Source organism: Providencia zhijiangensis (assembly GCF_030315915.2).
Classification (GTDB): domain Bacteria; phylum Pseudomonadota; class Gammaproteobacteria; order Enterobacterales; family Enterobacteriaceae; genus Providencia; species Providencia zhijiangensis.
Window position 1 is genome coordinate 1,585,986 of sequence record NZ_CP135990.1, and the last position, 24,885, is coordinate 1,610,870.

General features: G+C 41.2%; 22 protein-coding genes. 13 read left to right on the forward strand and 9 right to left on the reverse strand.

The window, feature by feature from the left end:
- Positions 1–351: 351 nt before the first annotated feature.
- Complete coding sequence (gene pspF / locus QS795_RS07220) at positions 352–1,353, reverse strand: phage shock protein operon transcriptional activator (RefSeq protein ID WP_318627106.1); 1,002 nt, start codon at positions 1,351–1,353, stop codon at positions 352–354.
- A gap of 286 nt (positions 1,354–1,639) precedes the next feature.
- Here pspF and pspA point away from each other — a divergent pair, with 286 nt between their 5' ends.
- The 8 genes from pspA to QS795_RS07260 all read left to right on the forward strand — a co-directional run bounded on the left by pspA (position 1,640) and on the right by QS795_RS07260 (position 8,385).
- Positions 1,640–2,305, forward strand: coding sequence for a phage shock protein PspA (gene pspA / locus QS795_RS07225; RefSeq protein WP_006660058.1), 666 nt, complete (start codon positions 1,640–1,642; stop codon positions 2,303–2,305).
- 74 nt (positions 2,306–2,379) lie between these two features.
- Positions 2,380–2,610, forward strand: a complete 231-nt coding sequence (pspB, locus tag QS795_RS07230) for an envelope stress response membrane protein PspB (RefSeq protein WP_006660057.1) — start codon at positions 2,380–2,382, stop codon at positions 2,608–2,610.
- Entirely contained in the window at positions 2,610–2,966 is a 357-nt protein-coding gene (gene pspC, locus QS795_RS07235) for an envelope stress response membrane protein PspC (RefSeq protein WP_286269524.1), read from the forward strand. Before pspB ends, pspC begins: the two co-directional genes overlap by 1 nt.
- Positions 2,967–3,058: 92 nt before the next feature.
- A complete protein-coding gene (locus QS795_RS07240) occupies positions 3,059–4,456 on the forward strand; it encodes a YcjX family GTP-binding protein (RefSeq protein ID WP_036953475.1) in 1,398 nt (465 codons plus the stop codon).
- Positions 4,453–5,508, forward strand: coding sequence for a YcjF family protein (locus QS795_RS07245; RefSeq protein WP_286269529.1), 1,056 nt, complete (start codon positions 4,453–4,455; stop codon positions 5,506–5,508). Before QS795_RS07240 ends, QS795_RS07245 begins: the two co-directional genes overlap by 4 nt.
- Before the next feature lie 231 nt (positions 5,509–5,739).
- Complete coding sequence (gene tyrR / locus QS795_RS07250; protein WP_286269531.1) at positions 5,740–7,305, forward strand: transcriptional regulator TyrR; 1,566 nt, start codon at positions 5,740–5,742, stop codon at positions 7,303–7,305.
- Between the two features lies 1 nt (position 7,306).
- Positions 7,307–7,738: a hypothetical protein gene (locus tag QS795_RS07255; protein WP_181478520.1), complete on the forward strand. Its 432-nt coding sequence runs from the start codon at positions 7,307–7,309 to the stop codon at positions 7,736–7,738.
- Between the two features lie 272 nt (positions 7,739–8,010).
- Positions 8,011–8,385 carry an ATP-binding protein gene (locus QS795_RS07260; RefSeq protein ID WP_154603980.1) on the forward strand — a complete coding sequence of 125 codons (375 nt, stop codon included), beginning with the start codon at positions 8,011–8,013 and terminating at the stop codon, positions 8,383–8,385.
- 87 nt (positions 8,386–8,472) lie between these two features.
- Here QS795_RS07260 and tpx read toward each other — a convergent pair whose 3' ends face one another.
- Complete coding sequence (tpx, locus tag QS795_RS07265) at positions 8,473–8,973, reverse strand: thiol peroxidase (protein ID WP_272521117.1); 501 nt, start codon at positions 8,971–8,973, stop codon at positions 8,473–8,475.
- Positions 8,974–9,435: 462 nt separating this feature from the next.
- On the opposite strand from tpx, the gene QS795_RS07270 reads away from it, so the two are divergent.
- Both QS795_RS07270 and zntB read left to right on the forward strand, forming a co-directional pair.
- A complete protein-coding gene (locus tag QS795_RS07270; RefSeq protein WP_154638904.1) occupies positions 9,436–11,058 on the forward strand; it encodes a peptide ABC transporter substrate-binding protein in 1,623 nt (540 codons plus the stop codon).
- A gap of 360 nt (positions 11,059–11,418) precedes the next feature.
- Positions 11,419–12,402, forward strand: coding sequence for a zinc transporter ZntB (zntB, locus tag QS795_RS07275; RefSeq protein ID WP_108479002.1), 984 nt, complete (start codon positions 11,419–11,421; stop codon positions 12,400–12,402).
- 267 nt (positions 12,403–12,669) lie between these two features.
- Here the strand turns inward: zntB and ttcA are convergent, their stop codons facing one another.
- The 3 genes from ttcA to QS795_RS07290 all read right to left on the reverse strand — a co-directional run bounded on the left by ttcA (position 12,670) and on the right by QS795_RS07290 (position 15,094).
- On the reverse strand, positions 12,670–13,584 hold the full coding sequence (gene ttcA, locus QS795_RS07280; RefSeq protein WP_154603977.1) for a tRNA 2-thiocytidine(32) synthetase TtcA: 915 nt from the start codon (positions 13,582–13,584) through the stop codon (positions 12,670–12,672).
- Positions 13,585–13,988: 404 nt separating this feature from the next.
- On the reverse strand, positions 13,989–14,639 hold the full coding sequence (locus QS795_RS07285) for a DUF421 domain-containing protein (protein WP_154603976.1): 651 nt from the start codon (positions 14,637–14,639) through the stop codon (positions 13,989–13,991).
- A gap of 8 nt (positions 14,640–14,647) precedes the next feature.
- On the reverse strand, positions 14,648–15,094 hold the full coding sequence (locus tag QS795_RS07290; protein ID WP_286269539.1) for a DUF3290 domain-containing protein: 447 nt from the start codon (positions 15,092–15,094) through the stop codon (positions 14,648–14,650).
- A gap of 439 nt (positions 15,095–15,533) precedes the next feature.
- On the opposite strand from QS795_RS07290, the gene QS795_RS07295 reads away from it, so the two are divergent.
- On the forward strand, positions 15,534–16,742 hold the full coding sequence (locus tag QS795_RS07295; RefSeq protein WP_001339197.1) for an IS4-like element ISVsa5 family transposase: 1,209 nt from the start codon (positions 15,534–15,536) through the stop codon (positions 16,740–16,742).
- A 9-nt stretch (positions 16,743–16,751) separates the two neighbouring features.
- On the opposite strand, the gene QS795_RS07300 is transcribed toward QS795_RS07295, so the two are convergent.
- From QS795_RS07300 to QS795_RS07310, 3 genes are read right to left on the reverse strand one after another with little or no spacing between them, the layout of a single operon-like run.
- Positions 16,752–18,074 carry a cytochrome c gene (locus QS795_RS07300; RefSeq protein WP_318627107.1) on the reverse strand — a complete coding sequence of 441 codons (1,323 nt, stop codon included), beginning with the start codon at positions 18,072–18,074 and terminating at the stop codon, positions 16,752–16,754.
- An 11-nt stretch (positions 18,075–18,085) separates the two neighbouring features.
- Positions 18,086–18,652 carry a (2Fe-2S)-binding protein gene (locus QS795_RS07305; protein WP_286272855.1) on the reverse strand — a complete coding sequence of 189 codons (567 nt, stop codon included), beginning with the start codon at positions 18,650–18,652 and terminating at the stop codon, positions 18,086–18,088.
- Complete coding sequence (locus QS795_RS07310) at positions 18,649–21,567, reverse strand: xanthine dehydrogenase family protein molybdopterin-binding subunit (RefSeq protein WP_318627108.1); 2,919 nt, start codon at positions 21,565–21,567, stop codon at positions 18,649–18,651. Before QS795_RS07310 ends, QS795_RS07305 begins: the two co-directional genes overlap by 4 nt.
- Before the next feature lie 1,083 nt (positions 21,568–22,650).
- Between QS795_RS07310 and cspE the strand changes: the two genes are divergently transcribed.
- The gene (cspE, locus tag QS795_RS07315; protein WP_036954791.1) at positions 22,651–22,863 is read left to right on the forward strand and encodes a transcription antiterminator/RNA stability regulator CspE; all 213 of its coding nucleotides are present in this window, start codon (positions 22,651–22,653) and stop codon (positions 22,861–22,863) included.
- Positions 22,864–22,958: 95 nt separating this feature from the next.
- Here the strand turns inward: cspE and QS795_RS07320 are convergent.
- A protein-coding gene (locus QS795_RS07320; RefSeq protein ID WP_166685554.1) for an IS3 family transposase occupies positions 22,959–24,127 on the reverse strand; the annotation gives its coding sequence in 2 pieces (ribosomal slippage) (positions 22,959–23,878 and positions 23,878–24,127; 1,170 coding nt in all).
- Between the two features lie 238 nt (positions 24,128–24,365).
- On the opposite strand from QS795_RS07320, the gene QS795_RS07325 reads away from it, so the two are divergent.
- Complete coding sequence (locus QS795_RS07325) at positions 24,366–24,815, forward strand: carboxymuconolactone decarboxylase family protein (protein ID WP_154603965.1); 450 nt, start codon at positions 24,366–24,368, stop codon at positions 24,813–24,815.
- Positions 24,816–24,885: the final 70 nt, after the last annotated feature.

Below are 24,885 nucleotides of genomic sequence, written 5' to 3' on the forward strand. Positions count from 1 at the left end.
AATTGCTTTATTGTAGCGTAAAAATAGGGTAACAGGGTATAAGCAAAATTTGTGGTTATATTTTGTTCATACTGCCGAAGGGGGCGAAGCTTTTGAATTGTGAATGAGAATCAATAAGACTCTATCTGATTGTAATGGTTACTATTATTTTTAATTCGATCTTAATGAGAAATAATCGCATTAAAATGCTTTACAAATGATACTAATAACTATTATCATTAACTCAGTCTCTTGAGTGCTTAGCTTTAGCAGACAAGGCATGACATTGCTCACATTGCTTCCAGTGTTTTATTGCTTTCAGTGTTTTAGTTATATAGCCAGCTCGGGTGCTGGCTTTTTTTTGCGTAAAAATCAGCTTTCCAAGCTAATTTGATGTTTCTTTATCAATCCTCGAAATTGATCATAGCTCAGCGATAAGCATTGGGCCGCTTTGCGTTGATTAAAATTTGCTTGGCGTAGCGCCTCTTCCACATACTGTTTTTCTGACTCCAATTGCCATTGGCGTAAGTCAAAAGGAAAAACGGGTGCCAATTTGGGGCTTTCTGATGGCGCCGCTGGCATCTCATGAAGCTCTGCTAGCTTCTCACCAAAGGGATCTAAAATAATCGTATCCACCGGTAAGTCACTTTCACCATGTCGATAAACTGATCGCTCGACGACATTTTTCAATTCACGAATATTACCCGGCCAAGAATGGCGCATCAGTGTTTGCTGGGCGTTGTCAGAAAACCCAGTGAAATAAGCACGTTTTAGCTCACGTACCATGCCAATGGCAAAGTGCTCAGCCAATAACAGGATGTCAGGAACACGTTCACGTAATGGCGGCATACGGAGTACTTCAAAGGCAATCCTGTCGAGTAGGTCAGCGCGAAACAGCCCTTGGCGAGCCAATTCAGGAAGATTGGCGTTAGTGGCACAGACCAAGCGAACATCCACTTTTAATGACTGACTTCCTCCCACACGCTCTAATTCACCATACTCAATGACACGCAAAAGTTTTTCTTGCACGGACATCGGTGCGGTTGCCAGTTCATCAAGGAATAACGTACCTTTATCTGCACGTTCAAAGCGACCTTGATGGCGTTTCTGCGCTCCGGTAAAAGAACCTGCTTCATGTCCAAATAATTCAGAATCCAGCAAGTTCTCATTGAGTCCGCTGCAATTTAAGGAGATAAAAGGTTCTTGCCAGCGGGGAGATAGATAGTGAAGGCGATCCGCGATTAACTCTTTACCGGTTCCTCGTTCGCCAATAACAAGTACAGGTTTATTTAGCTTGGCAAGCTCAGAAGCACGCTCTAGGACATCGAGGAAATTACTCGACACACCAAGAATAGTATTATTAGTCTCTGTCATGGTTATTTTCGCCAAATATTGGTTAACTTTACCTATTGCTAACTATAGTATAAATAACCATTGATAGATATTAAAATAATATTTTTGTTATTTATTAATTGGTTATGTGTTTATTAATAAAGTTGGCATGCCACTTGCTATCTTAGAGTTGTAATAGATAGAGATTGAAATAATTATCGGTTTAATAATTTCAATTTTATATTCATGGAGCATCACGTATTGGTTGGACGCCAACATCGGGTTGAGGCTCTACAGAAAGATAACATCCATCAAGAGGATATAAATTATGGGTATTTTTTCACGTTTTGCCGACATCATTAATGCCAACATTGCTTCACTGCTTGATAAAGCTGAAGATCCGCAGAAAATGATCCGCCTGATGATTCAGGAAATGGAAGACATGTTAGTGGAAATCCGTTCCACCTCAGCACGTACCTTAGCTGAGAAAAAAAGTTTAGAGCGCCGCGTCGAAATGGGCGAAAAACAAATTGCAGAATGGCAAGAAAAAGCGGAACTGGCATTAATCAAAGATAAAGAAGATTTAGCTCGCGCAGCATTGATTGAAAAGCAAAAAGTCAGTGCCATGGTCGATACGCTAAAGCATGAACTGATTATTGTTGATGAAACACTGACTCGCTTAAAAGGCGAAATCACGGAATTAGAAAATAAACTGCAAGAAACTCGTGCAAAACAGCAATCAATGACCGTACGTTTAGAAGCTGCACAATCAAGCCGTAATGTTCGTCGCCAGTTAGATAGTGGTAAACTGGATGAAGCAATGGCGCGTTTTGAACAGTTCGAACGTCGCATTGACCATATGGAAGGCGAAGCGCAAAGCTACGGTATTGGTAAACAACGCTCCTTAGAACAGCAATTTGCTGAGTTAAAAGCAGATGACGAAATTAGTGCACAGTTAGCCGCGCTTAAAGCTAAAATTAATAAAGACGAATAATATTCAACACGCAAGGCGCAGTGATTTCATTGCGCCAGTGCGCTAGGCTAAATAACCATAAATAAGGAAATGTGATGGGCTACGTTTTACTGTCTCTCGTATTAATCATCTTTGTCATTTTTGTTCTGCCGATTTGGTTGTGGCTCCATTATGGTAAGAAGAACAATGGGCAGGGAAGTCAGCTTACTGAAAATGAAGTACAACGTTTGATGCAATTGGCAGAGCAGTCATCGCGTATGCAGCAACGTATCAAAACACTGGAAGATATTTTAGATGCCGAGCACCCAAATTGGAGGCAAAAATAATGACTAATTTTCGCAACCGCAAGTTATATCGCTTAACGGATAAACGTGTTTTTGGTGGTGTTTGTTCCGGTCTCGCTGAATATTTAGAGTTACCGGTTTCTTTGGTCAGAGCATTGGCTGTACTTGCCCTGTTTATGAGTTTTGGATTGACCTTGATTGTCTATGTGGTGATGTGTTTCTTTGTGGAAGCTGCGCCAAGCGGTTACCGAAGCGAGCAGGATATCGGACCAGAAGTGACAACACTATTAAACCAAATTGATGCTCAGCTACAAGCTGGGGAAATGAAACTGCGCCAAATGGAGCGCTATGTCACCTCGGACACTTATACCGTTAACAGCAAGTTTCGTCATCTATAACAACTGATTTGCACCATCACATAAATGGGAATAGAGTTTAATGACTGTATTCCCTTTATATTTTTATTGGGAGAGCGAGAACTAGGAGCATTATGAAACGGCTACAAAATGAATTAACTGACTTAATGAACCGTAGCGTTGACCGCCATGTAAGGCTTGCTGTCACTGGATTAAGTCGCAGTGGAAAAACCGCATTCATCACTTCTCTCGTTAACCAACTTCTTAACACCACCACGGGGGCGCGTCTTCCGCTATTTTCAGCGGCGAGAGATAAACGAATTTTAGGGGTAAAACGTATTCCACAGCGCGATATGTCAATCCCACGCTTTGCTTATGATGAGGGAATTGCATCGCTTTATGGCGATCCGCCGCAATGGCCGACGCCTACCCGTGGAGTGAGCGAAATTCGCTTGAAAATTCATTACCGTTCAAATGATTCGTTTGTTCGCCATTTTGTCGATAACTCCTCCCTGTACTTAGAAATTGTCGATTACCCGGGGGAGTGGCTACTGGATTTACCGATGCTAGATCTGAACTATTTAACCTGGTCTAGCCAAATGAAAGTACTCCTTAAAGGTAAGCGGGGGGAGCTAGCGAATGAATGGCTACAACTTTGCCAAAAATGTGATCCATTAGCTCCTGTCGATGAAAATCTATTAGCTGAAATTTCCAATGCTTACACCGCATATCTGCATGAATGTAAGCAACAAGGGCAGCATTTTATTCAGCCTGGGCGATTTGTTTTACCCGGAGAGTTAGCGGGAGCGCCTGCATTACAATTCTTCCCATGGCCAAATATCGAAAAATATGGTGAAAAACAGTTAACGCAAGCGGATAAAAACACCAATATCGGCGCATTACAGCGTCGCTATCAATACTATTGTGACCATGTGGTGAAAGGGTTTTATAAGGATCATTTCCAGCGTTTTGATCGACAAATTGTGCTGGTGGACTGTTTACAGCCTTTAAATAGCGGCGCAGACGCCTTCAACGATATGCGAATGGCGCTCACTCAGTTAATGCGCAGCTTTCATTATGGAAAACGCACATTGCTCAGACGCATGTTTTCACCATGCATTGATAAGCTACTCTTTGCCGCCAGTAAATCGGATCATGTAACGCCAGACCAACATGCAAATTTGGTCTCGTTATTGCAGCAATTAGTCCAAGATGCTTGGCAAAATGCGGCATTTGAAGGGATCAGCATGGACTGTGTGGGGTTGGCTTCTATTCAAGCAACCGAAAGCGGCATTGTGGACTACAAGGGGGAAAAATTACCGGCTTTAAAAGGTGAACGACTCAGCGATGGGCAACCCTTAACGTTCTATCCCGGTGATGTCCCAAAACGCTTGCCTAATGAACAGTTTTGGCAGCAGCAAGGCTTTCAATTTGAAAATTTTCGCCCTCGGCCAACGCCGTTAGATCAACCGTTGCCACATATTCGCATGGACAGTGCTCTGGAATTTTTGTTAGGAGATAAACTGAAATGAGTGAACCTCTAAAACAGCGTGTGGACTTTGCCGATAAAGCCGATAAGCCAACTATGGAATCATTAAAACAAGCGCAAACTTTTGATGAAAAAGCGTTTGAAAAATTTGTACCGGTCGATATACAAGAAGAACAAGATAGCCAAGATGGCGAAGTTGAAAGTCTCATCAATGAAGCCTTAAAACCTAAACGCAGTTTCTGGCGCAAGCTAGTCGGTGCGGCGGCAGGTATTTTTGGGGTGAGTGTAGTCGCTCAATTAGGACTTTGGATCCATCAATCATGGATAACTCAAGACTGGACCGCGTTAGGCACCGCAGCGGCGGGGGGCTTAATTGTGGTCGCTGGTGTGGGTTCAGTCATCGGCGAATGGCGTCGTTTGTATCGGCTCAGAGAACGTGCAGAGGAGCGTGATTTTGCACGTGAATTGCTTCATAGCCACGGCATGGGGCAGGGTAAAGCATTCTGTGAAAAGCTCGCCAAACAGTCTGCATTACCGATGCAACACCCTGCAATTCAAAGCTGGCAAGCCACGGTTCACGATTCACATAATGACCGCGAGGTTATTGAACTGTATAGCAAATTAGTGCAACCGATTTTGGATGAGCAAGCACGTAAAGAGATCAGCCGTTCGTCGGCAGAGTCGGCCTTGATGATAGCGGTTAGTCCATTGGCAATTGTCGATATGGCATTTATTGCGTGGCGAAACATTCGTTTAATCAACCGTATTGCCGCCATTTATGGTATCGAATTGGGCTACTATAGTCGGATCCGCTTATTCCGTATGGTGCTGATTAATATAGCATTTGCAGGGGCATCTGAGCTTATTCGCGAGGTCGGAATGGATTGGCTATCGCAGGATATTACCGCACGGTTATCGACACGTGCTGCGCAAGGAATTGGTGCAGGTCTTCTGACCGCTCGATTAGGTATTAAGGCGATGGAGTTATGCCGTCCATTACCTTGGATCGAAGACAAACCGAAATTAGGTGATTTTCGCCGTCAATTAATTGGCCAACTGAAAAATGCCATTCCCTCAAAAAAAGAGAATCCATAAGCTGTAAATTTTGCTGGCAGGATGAGTTGACAGTTTTAATTATCCTGCCAGTTATGCCTAAAAGGGCAATTCCCTGTCGAATTAATCCACAATCCTCGAGTTAAAGAAAGAAATGCTGCTGATATTTATTAGAAACTAGACGAGTGTCAACAATATGTGACACGGCTCTGTATTACTGGCCTGTTTAACGCTAAAATATTAGCAATTATGTTCTCTACAAAAGGTTTCATCATGCGCCTCGAAGTGACCTGCCAAGACCGAATCGGTTTAACGCGTGAATTACTTGATCTTTTAGTCCTACAAAACATTGACTTAAAAGGCATTGAAATTTCAGCTCAACGTCGAATTTACCTGAATTTTGCACCGGTAGATTTTCAGGTTTTCAGTACGTTAATGGCAGAGATCCGCCGTATAAACGGGGTAATTGATGTTCGCCGCATCTACTTTATGCCTTCCGAACGTGAGCATAAAGCGGTGTGGGCTTTACTGAATTCGTTCCCTGAGCCAGTTTTATCCATTGATAATAAACTGAATATTGAGCTGGTTAACCCAATGAGTTTGCAACTTTTTGGGGTTGATGAAACGAAAATCAAACAAAAATCCTTCTCCCAGTTAATCCCTAACCATGGTTTACATCGTTGGTTTGAACGTGAGTCTCCAGAACCATACACTGAACGAATTTCAGTCAAAGGCAGTGACTATTTAATGCAGGTTACGCCAATTATTCTCGCCGATGAAGATGGAAAATCTCACTGCACAGGGGCGGTGATCTTACTCAAATCCGTGGCAATTCTTGAAAATCAACGTAAGCAAGTAGCTGAAGTTGATATTGAAAACCGTGGATTTAACCAGATTGTAGCGGTCAGTCCTGCGATGATCCAAGTCGTTGAACGTGCTAAACGTGTTGCTATGCTGGATGAGCCGTTATTGCTTGTCGGGGAAACCGGAACGGGTAAAGATATTCTGGCAAAAGCCTGCCATTTACACAGTGCTCGTGGCAATGCGCCATTTTTAGGATTGAACTGTGCTTCTATGCCTGATGATGTCGTTGAAAGTGAATTATTTGGTTATGCAGCAGGGGCTTATCCAAATGCGATTGAAGGGAAAAAAGGCTTTTTTGAGCAAGCGAATGGCGGTACTGTCTTGCTGGATGAAATTGCTGAAATGTCCCCTCAAATGCAAATTAAACTATTACGTTTTCTGAACGATGGAACTTTCAGACGTGTTGGCGAAGAACATGAAGTCAAAGTCAATGTACGGGTGATTTGTGCGACACAGAAGAACCTACCTGAGCTAGTGGAACAGAAAAAATTCCGTGAAGATCTCTATTACCGCTTGAATGTTATAACGCTCACGATCCCTCCATTAAGAGAGCGTAGTGAAGACATTAAACCGCTCACGAAAGTCTTTGTGTCTAATTTTGCCAAAGAATTGAACATTGATGAGCCAAAAATCTCACCAGCATTAATTGAATCACTCAGCTCTTATTATTGGCCGGGTAATGTTAGACAATTACGCAATGCGTTATATCAGGGACTATCTCAATTTAATGGCAATATTTTGGATGTTGATGATATCCAACTTCCTGATGCAGTTAACGCGCCTGCGATTGCTTTAGATACATTAAATGGGTCACTGGATGAAATAACCAAACGCTATGAAGCCTCGGTGTTGGCGAGATTATATCGTGATTATCCGAGTACGCGTAAATTGGCTAAACGTTTAGATATTTCTCATACCGCTATTGCGAACAAATTGCGAGAATACGGGCTCAGTACCAAGAAAGAGCAAGATTAACATGATAAAAAAGCTGTTTAAATTGTGTCTACTTAGCGTATTAATGAGTGTGAGTATTAGCGCTGTTGCACAAGAAAAACCAAATAATAAGTTGATTGATAAACTCTGTAAAAATGCAGAGCAATCCATGGAAGACGTGTATGAAAATGGCGCGCTGACTCAGTGTCATTTCCCTAATAGTTCGCTACTAAGCGCTTATCAAGAATATCGTAATCTGCTTGGTGATGATAAAAAGTTTTTAGAGGCTAAGTTAGAACCTAACAAAAACAAAGAAGTGATTTGCTCGGATGATAACTGTCAGTCGATTATTTATCGATGGAGCGGCGACAAAAAATTAGAAATTGAGCAAAGTTTTCCGGGGGGAGAAACTTACCTCCAATTTATTCAAGATAATAAAGAGACTTCGCTCGAAATAAGATATTTTCCTGACTAACGCCCATTCAGTCACTATCAATAAAACAAGCCACATAAATAAGCTCATTTATTCCAAATCAGTTAAAAGAATGGAGTGAGCTTACTCGATTAAACTAAATTTACATATTTTTCATCGTAAAACGACGTCCTGATCATTGCGGGTTGGTTGTTTTTTCTGCTATAAAAATGGTGAGCAAAGCTTTAATTTTTAAATTAACGATAAAAAATGCTTAAGTCGTGCATTGATTATTAATATTAGCAACGCGGGTTTTATACCTTTAAGGAGTTGCAATGGAACAATTTACGATTAATTTTATTGTCAATTTCAAGCTACGTGAATATATGTCTAAATGTCACTATCAAGGTGATATGTTTGAATCCGCAAATACCGCCGCAGAACTTTATTTAATGAATAAGGCAGCTGCGAACTATTTAGCGAAAAAAAATCGTTTTACGTGGGATGTGTTAGTCAAAAATGGTGTTAAACCACGGGATTTGATTATCGATATTCTTACGTCTTGTTGCCCTGTGACCCAAGAGCAGGCTCAACGGGTATTAAGTACGTTGTCGCACTCGTTAGTGAGTATGATGAAGGAAAATATAATTTTTACGAATGTGGTCAACGCGAAAAATCACAAACCACTATTTTGGGCTTATGTTGATTAAAAACATGATTGATAACCCCTCAACCCCTATCAAATGAAGCCACAATCACCGAAAGCATCGGCGATTGTGGTTCATCATAATTTAAGATTATTTCAGGCTATTTAGCGCATTATCATAATCAGGTTCTTCAGTAATTTCAGGCACTAATTGGCTGTAAATCACTTTGTCGTTCTCATCTAATACAACGACAGAACGAGCCGTTAAACCTTTTAATGGACCAGTGGTCATTTCAACGCCGTAATCTTGGGCAAAATCACTACGGAATGAAGATAATGTCACCACATTGTCTAAGCCTTCTGCACCACAAAAACGTGCTTGAGCAAAAGGTAAATCAGCAGAGATACATAACACAACAGTGTTGTCTAAACCGTTGGCTAATTGATTGAATTTACGCACAGAAGCGGCGCAAACACCGGTATCTACGCTTGGGAAAATATTCAGAACTTTGCGCTTACCTTGGTAAGTATCTAAGGTTGCTTCACTTAAATCTTTAGCGACTAAAGTGAAAGGTTTAGCTTGTGAGCCCGCTTGTAAAAAAGTACCTGCAAGTGAAATGCTATTGCCTTTGAGTTTTACTGTCTGTGACATTCGTTTTTCTCCCGTTTTATAGATTGAGTTACAGAAGATGAAAATATTAAATAATTTTTAAAATCAAATTATTACGTAATTTCACATTCCTAACTTTCTGTTTTTAAATCCTATTATTGACCGAATTGCATTGTTGCCTTCTCGGTGTGCTAAGTAAGAAGGTTGCGCTGCATTATACAAGTAATAAGCCCTATTAAGAGTTTATGTTTTTTATTATGTATCATCCTAAAATACCATATTCAACGCGATAAAAAGAGCGCTTTGTGCCGTGTTTTACTTGTTATATGATGAAGCGAAAGCTAATTTTAAACTGACAATCAAGTCAATGAGTTATTCGCCTATCACGGCTAATACCTTGGCATGTCAAATATCAATTTAGCAGTTTGTAATGGGTTAATTCATAAAAGCTTAGCGAATAACGCTGAGTAATCCTCTTTTTGATTAATAGATAGAAATAATAATATGCATAAACGTTCATTGACCTCTTTAGCTGTATTCATTTCATCACTTTTCCTTTCTACACCGGTTATCAGTGCTACGGTTCCTGCTGGTACTGTTTTATCCGAAAATCAAGAAGTTGTGCGCCATCTGAAAGATGAGCCAGCATCGTTAGACCCAATTAAATCTGTTGGACTGACTGAAGCTCAAGTGATGCGTGATTTGTTTGAAGGCTTAGTTAATCAAGATAATCATGGGAAGCCGATACCGGGTGTTGCACTAAATTGGCACACCGATGACAACCGTACTTGGATTTTTCAGTTACGCCCTGAAGCGTCATGGTCGAATGGCGAGCCTGTTACCGCTGATGATTTCGTTTACAGCTGGCGTCGTTTAGTCACGCCAACCAATACATCGCCATTTGCTTGGTTTGCAGCATTAGCAGGAATTAATAATGCGCAGGATATTATTGATGGTAAGTTGCCGCCAGAACAGTTAGGGGTGGAAGCTGTCGATAAACACACATTGAAAATTGTGTTAAATAAGCCAGTTCCTTATTTCCCGTCATTAACCGCAAATTTTAGCTTATTTCCGGTTCATCGCGGAACTATTGAACAATATGGAGCAGATTGGATTAAAGTCGGTAATTTGGTTGGAAACGGGGCATTTGAGCTGAATGACCGCGTTGTTAACGAGAAAATCGTATTAACACCAAATCCGCACTATTGGGATCATAAAAATACAGTGATCACTAAAGTGACTTTTGTTCCCATCAACCAAGAATCTCATGCGACTAACCGCTATTTAGCGGGGGATTTAGATATCACGGAATCCTTTCCAAAGCAGCGCTATCAAAAATTATTACAAGATATTCCTAACGAAGTTTTTACTCCGGATCAACTAGGTACCTATTACTACGCATTTAATACCCAGCGCGCGCCGACCAATGATGTCAGGGTTCGTCAGGCATTATCAATGGCAATTGACCGCCAATTGATTGCTAGCAAAGTCTTAGGGACAGGGGAAAAACCCGCGAATTATTTTACACCCGATGTGACAGCAGGTTTTAAGCCACAAAAAGGGCTGTATCAGACTCATAAACAGAAAGAGTTAGACCAACAAGCCAAAGCATTATTGAAACAAGCAGGGTACAGTGAAGCGCATCCTTTGGAATTGACGTTGCTGTATAACAGCTCAGAAAACCATCAAAAAATTGCCATTGCGATTGCTTCTATGTGGAAGAAAAAACTCGGGGTACAAGTTAAATTAGTTAACCAAGAGTGGAAAACCTATATTGATAGCCGTAACACCGGAAATTTTGATGTGATCCGTGCTTCTTGGATTGGTGATTTTAATGAGCCATCGACATTCTTATCACTGCTAACTTCTCAACATAGTGGCAATATTCCTAAGTTTAATAGTCCGCAATATGACGCATTAATGACTTCAGCCAGTATTGAAACGAATGATGCGCAGCGTAATGTGTATTACAACCAAGCAGAAGCCATTATTGCAAAAGAAGCGCCAATTGCGCCAATTTATCAATATACGAATGCGCGCTTGATTAAACCGTGGTTAAAAGGTTATCCGATTGAAAATCCAGAGGATGTGGCATATAGCCATAGCTTCTATATGATTAAGCATTAGAATGAAATTTAGCCAGTGCAGATGTGCTGGTTAAATTTTGGGAGCCCCAAAATAAAAAAAACTCCTTCCACTGGAGAGTCGGAAGGAGGACCAAAAAGGAATAAACACTACAGAACTAATAATAGGAAAAAACTTTGCTGTTTTATTGCTAATTTGTGTCAATCAAATGGGATCTCTCTAGCAAAAATTGAGAAATTTCATTGGGCTATAAATTTTGCATAACATCTTATTTTACTGTTTTTATTTTCCTTTGCTTAACACCTACTTAAACTTTGTATTTTGATTTTGTTATTGAAATCATTGCAATATTCCCTTTAATCAACTAAAAATACCTTACTTTTCAATTTAAGGAGATATTGCATGGCGTCGACCTATGGATCGCAATTTCAACACTCTAACCCCGTTCATGCCTTTCAGTTAGATGGAGACGGTGGTGTTCTTCCAATCGATTTAAATGCCACTGCAACACAGCAATCTCCATTTTGGCTGCATTACGATTATAAAAATAAAGAGACGTCTAGCTGGATCCAACAGACTGATTTGTTTAATGACCAAGTGAAATCGTCACTGACGGGTAAAATGAATCGTATGCGGATGGTGCGTATTGGTGATGGCGTTCTACTGACATTACAAACTCTGAATAACACGGCAGGACAACGCCCTGAACAATTGGTGGCCTTTCGTATTTTTATGAATAGCCGTTTGATTGTTTCATGTCGTCATCGACGTGTTCACTCATTGGATTCTGTTATTGATGATCTTAAAGAAGGCGTCGGTGCTCAGAGTACCGGTGAATGGCTTGCCGATGTCACCGATGCGATGACCGATGAAATTAGTGATTTCACCGATTCTCTTCACGAGCGTCTTATTGAAATGGAAGACTTGATATTACATGGTGAAATTCCTGAGCGTGGGGAATTAGCGTTATTGCGTAAACAGATTATTGTCGTACGCCGTTATATGGCGCCGCAGCGGGATATGTTCTCTCGATTAACCGCTGAAAAATTATTATGGTTAGATGATAACGACAGACGTCGTTTACAAGAAATTTCAGACAGATTAGGGCGCTGTATTGAAGATTTAGATGGTTTTATTGCTCGTACTGCCATTATGTCTGATGAAATTACGAATATGATGACGGAAATGATGAATCGCCGAATTTATACCATGTCATTAATGGCGATGATATTTTTACCAACCACATTTTTAACTGGTTTATTTGGTGTGAACTTAGGGGGGATCCCCGGTAATGAATTTAAGTTTGCCTTCAGTGCGTTTTGTTTATTACTCGCCTGCTTAATCGCTACAGTATTTTGGTGGTTAAAAAGAAGTCGATGGCTATAAGAAAGGTGAATTGTTCTGGATAATGGGCGCTAGTTTGAGATAAATCAATAAAGGGTATAGGGTTTTAAGGCAATATTACTCCCGCAGGTGAATGCAACGTTGAGCGATGAACGTTGTGCTCCATAATTGTAGTTTTTCTCATATTGAGTTCTTATACAGAATAATTGACCACTGTAATGCCGATGTATTTTACATCGGCTTTTTTTTGCATAAAATCTGACGCTACCCCTGAATTTCTCCAGAGATAGCGGATCAATTTTTATTATCTTACTTAACTTCAATCACATCTAAGCGCTCAGCACTGTAGTCTGGCTGATCATCTTCATCAATCATTGGCTGAGCAGGCAATTCTTCGCGGTCAAAAGCCATATCACCACCATTGATCACTGCATCACCATGTGAAATATTTTTAAAATCAAATAGTTCAGTATCACATAAGTGAGATGATACAACGTTTTGAGTTGCTCTAAACATGGTTTCAATACGTCCAGGGTAACGTTTATCCCAATCGCGCAGCATCTCTTTAATGACTTGGCGCTGTAAATTAGGCTGGGATCCACACAAGTTACAAGGAATGATAGGGAATCCTTTAGCTTCAGCAAAACGCTCAATATCTTTTTCGCGGCAATAGGCCAGAGGGCGAATAACAATGTGTTTGCCATCGTCACTCATCAATTTTGGTGGCATACCTTTTAATTTACCGCCGTAGAACATGTTTAAAAACAGGGTCTGCAAAATATCGTCGCGGTGATGGCCGAGTGCAATCTTGGTCGCGCCTAACTCTGTCGCGGTGCGATATAAGATACCGCGACGTAAACGAGAGCACAGGGAGCAAGTGGTTTTCCCTTCAGGAATTTTTTCTTTTACGATGCCATAGGTGTTTTCTTCGACAATTTTATACTCAACACCGAGTTCGTCTAAGTAAGCTGGCAAAATGTGTTCAGGGAAGCCCGGTTGTTTTTGGTCTAAGTTAACAGCGACCAAAGAGAATGAAATTGGGGCACTTTTTTGCAGGCTTTGCAAAATAGACAGCAGGGTATAGCTATCTTTTCCCCCAGACAGGCAGACCATGATACGGTCGCCTTCTTCGATCATATTAAAATCGGCGATGGCTTGCCCAACATCACGACGAATTCTTTTTTGGAGTTTGTTTAAGTTGTATTGTTCTTTCTGTGTATTCATTCTGTACTATTCTGTGTTGTCGCTGAGTATTTAACTTTATAAAAAATAAAAGAAATTTTGTTTTTTCTGTTATCGCTTTGCAGGCTAAAGTCGCTAGAGACAAAAGCTACGATGCATAAAGGCATTTACGAAACAGATAAAAAACAGAAGCTCATTTATGGAGGTGAAGTTTTCAGGGGCACATGATAGCAGATGGATGAGGATTTTTGATACAGGTTAGTGAAAAAGGTTCTATTCCATGGTCATACTCTTATAGATTTGAAGGTAAGTTAAGTAGGATAATATCCTGATTTATCGCTAAAATAGGCGCGAGACAAGCTTAGAGTGATTTTGGCTTAAGGGCATGACCCAAATACCAAAAGCGGTAAGTGTTCTGTCAGTGCTATACAAGGTGTGAATCTAACTTAATCTGCGTTATTCTTTTTTTCATATCCATATAAATTAATCCTACCAGACAAATACTCACCTAAATACACTTCACTGATTTTACTGAAACCTTGTTTCGAGATATTGTTTTCTAACCACTCAATGTCTTTGTTGATGATTTCGAGTAAGTCATAGTTAGCTAAGCCGTCAACTATAATTGGATAACGTATATTTTCATCGCCACTTTGGATAATGGTCAATTGCCCATTTTGTTCGAGAACAACGCGTTTTAGTTGCTCTATTTCGTATATGCCATTTGATCTTAGTTTGAACATCAAATCATTAGCGGAAACACCATTTTTTAGACATTCTTTAACGTTAACGCTGCCATTATGTACCAAGGTTATAGGCTTGCCGTCAATAATTCGTTTAATGAACGGATTATTCTCTTTTAAAAATTTAAGGGCAAAAACAAGCAAAGTCCAGATGATTAACACAAGTATAAATTGCAGTACTGTTATTGATTCATTGTAAATGACGCCACCGATAATACCGCCTAGAACATAGTTTTGGACTTGATCCATTGCGGATGAGGGGGCTAAATTCCCTTTGCCCATAAGGTTTATTTGAACAATCAGACATAGAATCCCCAATCCAAGTTTTATAATAATAGGTGTATAAATAATCATTTCATGCCTTATTTTTTTATGATTTTAATTTCGGGATTTGTTAACCAAACTTTTTCTAAGCTGTAAGTTTGTTGATCTAAGCTTAAATGAATGCGGTAATACCGGTCATCAATTTTAATGATGATGCCATCGGATAATTGTACAGAGTTAGAAAATATAGAATTTATATCTACACCTTTTTCTTTTGATAATAACCTTACGAAATTAACCATTTGGGATGATTTTGAGTGTATATTTTGACTATCGGTATAATCTTGATACTGAATACCTGAAATGAAAAGTAAAAATAGGAAGGCGATAATCGTTAAATCCCGATATTTAGTTTGTAGGCGATGTCGCATATACAGGATGAAAAAAATGATTAAAGCAAATAAAGTTCCAAAAATGACAATGTATTTTAAATAATCATTTATATTAGACTGCGCTTGCAAATAATCTATCCCATAAAAATTCATATAAAAATCATTCCTGATTGTTCACGATATTCATTGTTATTATAGTGACTTATTAGCATTTTAGCTCTGATATTAAACGCTAATTTTGAGTTGTCAGTCATTACCCAAGATCTGTCATTGATTTTTATGCTGAAGTTAAAAGTTGTCGATGAATTCAGTGGTTATCAAAGAAAGCATTTCGAAAACCTGCATGTGGGATTAATTCAAGATAAGCTTTTAGATAACAAGAATATTAATGGGAATTTTATTCAAATATCGTAATGGAAATAATAATGACGCTTCCCTTCAACAAATAAGTCATTTGAAGAGAAGCGATGAATGATTACTGAGCTCTGATGAATCCCCTAATGATTTTGGTAAAAATCATTAAGTTAAGGTGGATACACATCTTGTCATATGATCAAATGGTTTCGCGAAAAATCAATAATCAGACAACAAGATGTGCGAACTCGATATTTTACACGACTCTCTTTACCAATTCTGCCCCGAATTACACTTAAAACGACTCAACAGCTTAACGTTGGCTTGCCACGCATTACTTGACTGTAAAACTCTCACTCTTACCGAACTTGGCCGTAACCTGCCAACCAAAGCGAGAACAAAACATAACATCAAACGAATCGACCGATTGTTAGGTAATCGTCACCTCCACAAAGAGCGACTCGCTGTATACCGTTGGCATGCTAGCTTTATCTGTTCGGGCAATACGATGCCCATTGTACTTGTTGACTGGTCTGATATTCGTGAGCAAAAACGACTTATGGTATTGCGAGCTTCAGTCGCACTACACGGTCGTTCTGTTACTCTTTATGAGAAAGCGTTCCCGCTTTCAGAGCAATGTTCAAAGAAAGCTCATGACCAATTTCTAGCCGACCTTGCGAGCATTCTACCGAGTAACACCACACCGCTCATTGTCAGTGATGCTGGCTTTAAAGTGCCATGGTATAAATCCGTTGAGAAGCTGGGTTGGTACTGGTTAAGTCGAGTAAGAGGAAAAGTACAATATGCAGACCTAGGAGCGGAAAACTGGAAACCTATCAGCAACTTACATGATATGTCATCTAGTCACTCAAAGACTTTAGGCTATAAGAGGCTGACTAAAAGCAATCCAATCTCATGCCAAATTCTATTGTATAAATCTCGCTCTAAAGGCCGAAAAAATCAGCGCTCGACACGGACTCATTGTCACCACCCGTCACCTAAAATCTACTCAGCGTCGGCAAAGGAGCCATGGGTTCTAGCAACTAACTTACCTGTTGAAATTCGAACACCCAAACAACTTGTTAATATCTATTCGAAGCGAATGCAGATTGAAGAAACCTTCCGAGACTTGAAAAGTCCTGCCTACGGACTAGGCCTACGCCATAGCCGAACGAGCAGCTCAGAGCGTTTTGATATCATGCTGCTAATCGCCCTGATGCTTCAACTAACATGTTGGCTTGCGGGCGTTCATGCTCAGAAACAAGGTTGGGACAAGCACTTCCAGGCTAACACAGTCAGAAATCGAAACGTACTCTCAACAGTTCGCTTAGGCATGGAAGTTTTGCGGCATTCTGGCTACACAATAACAAGGGAAGACTTACTCGTGGCTGCAACCCTACTAGCTCAAAATTTATTCACACATGGTTACGCTTTGGGGAAATTATGAGGGGATCTCTCAGTACTGAGCTGCTTTTTTCAGTTTTTCAACTTGTTCGGCGGTGACGGGTTTACCTTGTCCCCCCCATTCGGCACGTGCCCATGATATTAAATCTGCCATTTCTTGTGGCGTTAAATCATCGGCAAAGCTTGGCATAGCATACATACGCTGCCCATTAGGGAAAGTGGTGGTTGGAATACCCGTTAACACTACACTTATAAAGGTTTCGGGGCTGTTCATTGCTAAGATGGCGTTACCTTTTAACGCTGGAATACCATTAGGTACACCTTCTCCGGTGATCCCGTGGCAGCCTGCGCAGGTAGACATATACATTAAGCGACCCGTTTCCATGATTTGACTGACATCACCCACTTCTGGTGAGTTTGCCTCGGGCAATGGAGCAGGCGAAGCTTCGGCTCCAAGTATTTTTCCTTGTTTATCCGTCATTAAATAAATTGCCATGTCATTAACATCGCTTTTATTCATCTGGCTAGTAGAAAAATGAGTCACTGTGCTCATATCTGCAAATGCAGAGCCTTGCGGGGCATTCCCTGTAAGCAGGAATTGGCGCAAAGAGGCGGTATCGTACCCATGTTTGGAAAGCGCTTCGGCTGTAATATCAGGGATTGCTAAACCGGCTTCTTCACCCCCTTGAAGTGACCGTGAAAACTCGACACCCATCATTAAATTACGTGGTGAGTGACAAGCGCCACAGTGTGCTAGACCTTCAACAATATAAGCACCTCGGTTCCACTCGGCAGAGCGTTGTGGGTCATGAGGTGCATTTTGTTTAGGGAAATTGAGCAAAGTCCAGAAGTTCATAAATGGGCGAACGGGTAGGACAAATACACCTGTATTTTCTTTGTTTGGTACATTGATTGGCGGAAGTGACATCACATAAGCATACAGGGCATCAATATCATCTGATGTCGTCATATGGGTAAATACAAACGGCATGGCAGGGTAGAGATTGCCTCTTTCTTTACCAATTCCGTCTTTCAAAGCACGATGGAAATCAGCACGGGTATAGTTACCGATACCAAATTGCTTATCAGGCGTGATATTTGTGGAATAAATGGTACCAAAAGGGGTTCCGATAGCACGCCCACCCGCAGCCAATGGCCCTTCAGGTAATGAGTGGCAACCAAAGCAATCTCCAGCCGTTGCCAATTCTTGCCCTCTTGGCAGCAATTTGGCGGCTTCTTCTGAAGTCAGCGGTTTATCTAAATCAGGGCCGATACTGGAAGTACGAAAAGCACCAAATAGGATCGTAAGCATTAATATGATGAATAATAAGATAATAATATAAATGCTTTTACGTAGAGAGCTGGATTTAGCCATGAGGTTTCTCCCTAATCGATCACGCAGCCAGGAGTGTCGAGAGCGACTTTCCTCACAGCTTCATAATAGCGAACATAGCCTGTACAACGGCAAATATGCTCATTGAGGGCTTCTTCAATCGCATGTTCGAGTTGGTCTCGTTTCACTGGTTTTTTTTTCAGTTTATCAAGAAATACCGTCGCACCCGTGACGAAACCGGGGGCACAATAGCCACACTGGAACGAAAAGTTTTCGATAAAAGCTTGTTGAATTGGTGTTAATTCAACAAGTTTGCCTTGTTCATCCAGTTTGGCTTGCCCTTCGATGGTAACAATATTTTTATTGTTGAAATAATGGGCACCAAAGATACAGGTACGGCTTTCAACCGTTGAGCCATCGGGCTGAATTTCCATAATGGTGCAAGCATGGCAGATCCCTTGCCCGCAACCAAAGTGAGTGCCTGTGAGGTCAAGGTATTCATGTAAAAACTCAATCATTGGCATCCCTACAGGGACGTCAATAGGACCAATTTTTTGGCCATTAATGGTCAGTGTTAGTGGCTTGCGCTCAATAATCGGAACGGCATTGTTGATTTTCATGAGAGTGCCTTTTTAATTTTATCTACCGTGATAGGGAATTCATAGAAACGCTTACCCGTCGCATGGGTTAATGCGTTACTCGTCGCAGGTAAGATAGGGATCATTCCCAGTTCTGCCATGCCTTTTGGTGGCGAAGTTTCTGATAGGGGAGGTAAGTAATCAATGGTTTGTTGCCAAACAGCAACATCTTTTGCGCGTGGCAGAACATAGCGATTAAAGTTCCAGGTTCCATTACCTGGCCCATCTTCATAGAGTGGTAATTCTTCCATCAATGCGTGGCCAATACCCATCGCGGTGCCCCCCTGAATTTGGCCTGAAACCAATTCAGGGACAATCATCGTACCGGGGTCCATAATCATATGGTGGCGCATGATATCGATCTCACCCGTCATCGTATTGACGTTGAGCTCGACGAGGCAGGAAGCTGGTGTGACTGTAGTTGGGTCAGCTTTTGCGCGTTGTGTTGGTGGGTAATAGGCAATTTTACGTTTAATAAAATGGTAACCGCCAGTTGTCATCTGCTTTTTCAGTTCTTGTGGAGCACCTTCGCCATAACGAACGGATATTGCATCGAGAGGGAGATTTTTCAAGCCCACAGTTGGGATATCGAACTCTGCGCGAGCCCACTGCCAGCTTGAATAGCCGTGAACAGCGACTCCGGTGATAAGCCCCATTTCATGGGCTCTTTTGGCTAAAATGTCAAAAGGAATGGGCTTCATTCCACCACCGCCAATACCGTCTGGTCCGACACGAATGTCTGCAAATTCAACATTTAAGCCATTGAAAGCTCCTCCGCCAGGGCCTTCACTCCAAATGCTTTTGGCCGCAGGCCATAGGGTATTTTCTAATAAAAAATGACCTGCTTGGCGTGTACCAAATCCAATGTAATAAACGCCGCTCGATGAACTCATGTCAGGGATCAGCGCAGGTGTCCAATAGGGATCAGTTTTTGACAGTTCATCTTGTTTTTTCTGATCTGCCCAACTGGTTTTGAGTGGCAGTTCTGCAAATTCAGTTACCCCAAACTCAACCACATCAGGGGCTTTGCTGAGTGCTTGCCACACCATGACTTGCTGTGCGGTTGTGCCTCCGGTACCAATTTCTTGCATGCAATGGCGCATTGTCAGCTTGCCATTCGCATCAAATTCAAGAGAAAGAATCGTTGGAACACCGCTAGAGCCATAAACTTGCTGCACTTGCGCAAAGCCAACGCCGTATAATTTACCGGGATTTTTCGCTTCATAATCGACTTTATTTTTCTCACGATCGACCCAAATCGGGTGTTTTTCCGCAAGATTTAACATTTCGACATTGCGAGGGTCACCCGCTATTACACCACCTTGTGTATTCGGATAACCTTCTAATATGGCATTACGGCGGCGCAGTTCAATTGGGTCAATATTGAGGTTGTGAGCGATTTCATCGACCATCAATTCAGTGACTGCCATCGACTGTAAGGAACCAAAGCCACGCATTGAGCCCGCTTCGACAGCCGGGGTGGCCATGGCGAGAGCGGTGAGGTCAGATTTAGGGAAATAATAAATAGATTGGGCGCCACGTACCGCAACGTGTGATACGGCAACCGAGAGGTTTTCACGGCCTCCACCATTACAGTTATAAGTACCTTTTAATACATCAAATTTGCCCGTTTTTTTATCACCGATAATGGTGACATCCATCTCAATAGAGTGGCGTTTCATTCCCATTTGGAATTGTTCATAGCGGTCATTTGCCATGCGAACAGGCAAACCATCAGCATAGAAACTGGCGACCATCGAGTAGAAAGGAAAAACCGAATAGTCTTTTGAGCCATAACCGACGGTAGAACCGGTTAATAAAATAATATTTTCGACAGGAAAATGTTTGTTGTGCTTCGATAACTCCGCAGCGGCGTTGACAACTCCTGCAGGAGACTGTGTCGCGGTTAAGATATGCAGTGTTTTGGTTTGTGCGTCATACCAAGTATTACAGTTATCAGGCTCCATTGCGCAGGGGTCAATGGATTGTGAAAAACCATGGCGCTCAATCACAAACTTGTCAGGATTCTGGCGAGCTTCTGCGATTTCTTGCTCAATTTGCCGTGCGTAATCCATCGCCTTTTCTTGTTTATCAGGGCTTTTTTCTGCTTGATGAAGGGCTTGAATAAAACCACCACCACGATCTTTACGGATCACTGGTGGAATAGAAATGGCGTGTTTGGGGTCATAAGGAGGCCAAATAGGAGTATTGCCATCGAAGCCACCTTTAATACCTGAATCTTGATAAGGGGAAAAGATAGAAGGTGAAAGTGGGGTGTCACCTCCGATACGTACGTATCGTGCTGCACCATAGTTAGCAGGTGGTTTTGGCCCAGTCACCGTTCCATATTTTACGGTGTTTGTCGCAAAACGTAGCATCCGCTGCGCTGCGCTGTATTTATCGAAATCATGATAAATCAAGATGGCAACAGGGTGGCCAATAATCGGCGGGGTATCCCCTAGCGGCACTAAAATATTGGTGCCATAGAAGCCTTTTCCCATACTGGTGTCTTGAGGGATATTTAAGCCATCACGGATAAGGTCTTCTTGTAAAATAACTTTATCAGGCTGTAAATTTGGACCTAAGATTGAAATATCAATGCCTTCAAAGGTTTTATCTGCCTCTGTTGCTTTTAACATAAAGGCATAGCTTTGTTTTTTAGGCCAGCCGGGGATATCTTTAGCGCGGTAATCACGAGCAAAATTTTTACGTCCGGTGACCTTTTCAACGCCATCCCAACGAAAGCGTGCTTTACCATTTTGACCTATCCAATCGGTTGATGGAGAGTCAGAATCAAGCTCCATTGCTATCGCAAAAGGGAGTTTACCCACCATCACTGCAATGCCTGCAATAGTGCCTAGTTTGATGAAGTTACGTCTAGAAATATGACCCGACATAGTGTGCTCCCCGATGATATTTTTAGGGTTTTTATTATGAGGAATGGAAGTAAATAATATTTTTTAGCCACGCATTATAAGATTGTTTTATTGCGATTTAATTTGCTCGTAATTTGATGGCTAATATCAGATAGCTCAATAAGTTACATAAATAGTATGGGTATCTATAGTGATATATCAAGAACGAGTAAAGAGATTTAGACAAGAAAGTGAATAATACTGCTGGGGTCATCTTAATCTGACAGTATTGAATAAAATAACTGAGTTTTATTAGAATGTAATTTATTTAAATGATAGCAATTATTATTAATGAATAATTAAATCAATATGCATTGTATTATATAAAGCAGATAATTATGCTGAGATCGTGACAAGAGTGACTACAACATCAGAAGCTTAAGAGCCTCACTTCAGTGGGGCTTTTGGGGATTTGTATACATGATGCGCTTAAGTAAGTCGAAGGCTATTCCGAACAACTGATTTTAATTGTCAAAATGAATGGTGTTTTTATTGATTAATGAGATTAATTATCATATTGTTTTCGGCTTAACTTATGAAGGAAAAGGCATGAAAAAGATAATTGATTCATTTTTTGTTGTAGCTTCATTTGTAATTGTTGCACTGTCATTTGTCTTTGCAGGTGGAATGCCTTTTGACCCAACAGAAGATGATAGTATCAAATAATTAATGGATAGAGTTTTGTCCAAGAGGTCGTCTAGTGCGACCTTTTTTATTAAATTGTATTTTATGTATGGATTGATGGGATTTAAAATTATTATTTATCATTGATTTATCTATGTATTCTGGCATTGAATATATTGTTAAATCCATATTGATTATTAAAATAATCGTAGTATCTATGAAAAAAACCTTGCTATACGTAAGGATGTATGAGTAAATGCACTCATCGGTTTGGAAGTACAGACCTATTTATGAAAGCAAGTTTTGAAAAGTTCCCCCCGTTTAGCGTTATCCTATAGATACCCATTCGTAGTGAATTCCTTCTAATTAGTTCCATAAGTATCAAGAAAAATCAAACCTATATGCCATGTGGCAACAATTAAAAATTCAAAGGAATTCAATATGTCTAATACAATGACTGGTTTAGTAAAATGGTTTAACGAATCTAAAGGCTTTGGCTTTATTTCTCCTGAAGATGGAAGCAAAGATGTGTTTGTTCACTTTTCTGCAATCCAAAGTGATAGCTTCAAAACCCTTAATGAAGGGCAAAAAGTCAGCTTCTCAGTAGAAAATGGCGCAAAAGGTCCAGCTGCTGTAAATGTAGTGGCACTTTAAGATCGATATCTTTATGAGATGTCCTTGAGATAAAGGCACTCTATCATTTTGAAGCAACCAAAAGTAACCCTTCCGGTGTTAAATGTATGTAGTGGTCAACTAAAATTGGCCACGGTTTTAGAGTTTTTCCGGTATTGGTTTTCTGATTCGTTTGGTGGTAATCCACCGTTATATTCATGCGGCCTGACTTCGCTGTAATACCCGACGATATAATCCGTTATTGCATGGGCTGCTTCACTGAAGCTGATGTAGCCGGTCACCGGCACCCACTCATTTTTCAGACTTCTGAAGAAGCGCTCCATCGGGCTGTTATCCCAGCAGTTACCACGCCTACTCATACTTTGTTTTATCCGGTATCGCCACAGTAACTGTCGGAACTGCCTGCTTGTATAGTGGCTACCCTGATCACTGTGGAACATGAGCCCGGATGGCTTATTTCGTATTTCCCATGCCATTTTCAGCGCTTTGGTTGTCAGTTTGCTGTCCGGAGAAAATGACATTGCCCAGCCCACGGGTTTCCTTGCGAACAGGTCGAGTACAACGGCCAGGTATGCCCAGCGTTTACCGGTCCAGATATACGTTACGTCGCCGCACCATACCTGATTGGGCTCTGTCACTGCGAACTGTCGCTCAAGGTGGTTCGGGATAGCAATGTGTTCATGACCGCCACGTTTATACCGGTGAACAGGCTGCTGACAGCTCACCAGCCCCATCTCCTTCATTAGCCGTCCGGCAAGCCATCGTCCCATCCGGAAGCCCCTGTGTGTTGCCATTACAGCGATACTTCTTGCACCTGCTGAGCCATGACTGAGGCCGTGCAGCTCCTGAACCTGACTACGTAATACGGCTCTCCTGCCGTCCGGATTGTCAGGCCGGTTTTCCCGGTATCTATAGCTGCTGCGGTGAACTCCGAACACGCAGCAAAGAGTGGCCACAGGATAATGCGCTCTGAGTTTCCCGATCACCGAGACCTGTTCAGGGAGTCTGACATCAAGAGCGCGGTAGCCTTTTTTAATATTTCGTTTTCCATTTCAATACGTTGAATTTTTTTCTTCAGCTCACGTATCTCAATTTGTTCCGGCGTGATAGGGGATGCTTTCGGTGTTTTGCCTGCCCGTTCGTCCCGTAATTGCTTTACCCACCGCGTCAAGGTGGAAAGCCCGACATTCATGGCTTTCGCGGCATCTGCAACTGTATAGTTCTGATCCACAACCAGCTGGGCTGATTCACGTCTGAATTCTGCACTGAAATTTCGTTTTTTCATTAAGGCACCTGTGTTGTTCTGAGGTGAGCATATCACCTCTGTTCAGGTGGCCAAATTTATTAAACCACTACAGTTTAAAGGTTATCTGGTTAGTGAAAAAGGTTCTATCTCGTGTTCGTGTTCTTATCGGTTTGAAGGGAGGTGTAGCTTCACCGGCGATTGTGCAACACTAAATCGATAGATGAGTTTTATTGAAACTGGTTATATATATTTCATTTCAATGTAACTTGGAGTGTATATGAACAGAGCATCATTATCTAAAAGTTCTCCTGATGCGTATAACAAGCTGATTGAGATTAGCAATCATATTGATCAGCAAGCAGTATCATTAGGAATGGAAGAAGGGTTTATTCATCTACTTAAATTGAGAATATCTCAGATTAATGGGTGTGCTTTTTGTGTGAGGCTTCATACGCAAGATGCTCAAAAATGCCATGTTAATATTGATAAAATCGCATTGGTCGCAGTATGGGAAGAGGCTGATTATTTTTCTGAAAAAGAAAAGGCTGCATTCTTATTGGCTGAATCAGTCAATATGGTTCATTCCGGTCATATTCCTAGTGATATTTATAAAAAAGCTGCGGAATACTGGAACGATGAACAACTAGCATTAATTGAATGGATATCTATCATCATTGGTTCTTTTAATCGCATCGCTATCGCGAGCCGCTATAAAGTGAAGCCGTAAGTCTCTAGTCGAATCACAGGTTAATATTAGTGATACTTGTCCTATATTTACAATAAGTAAAGTGACTTCA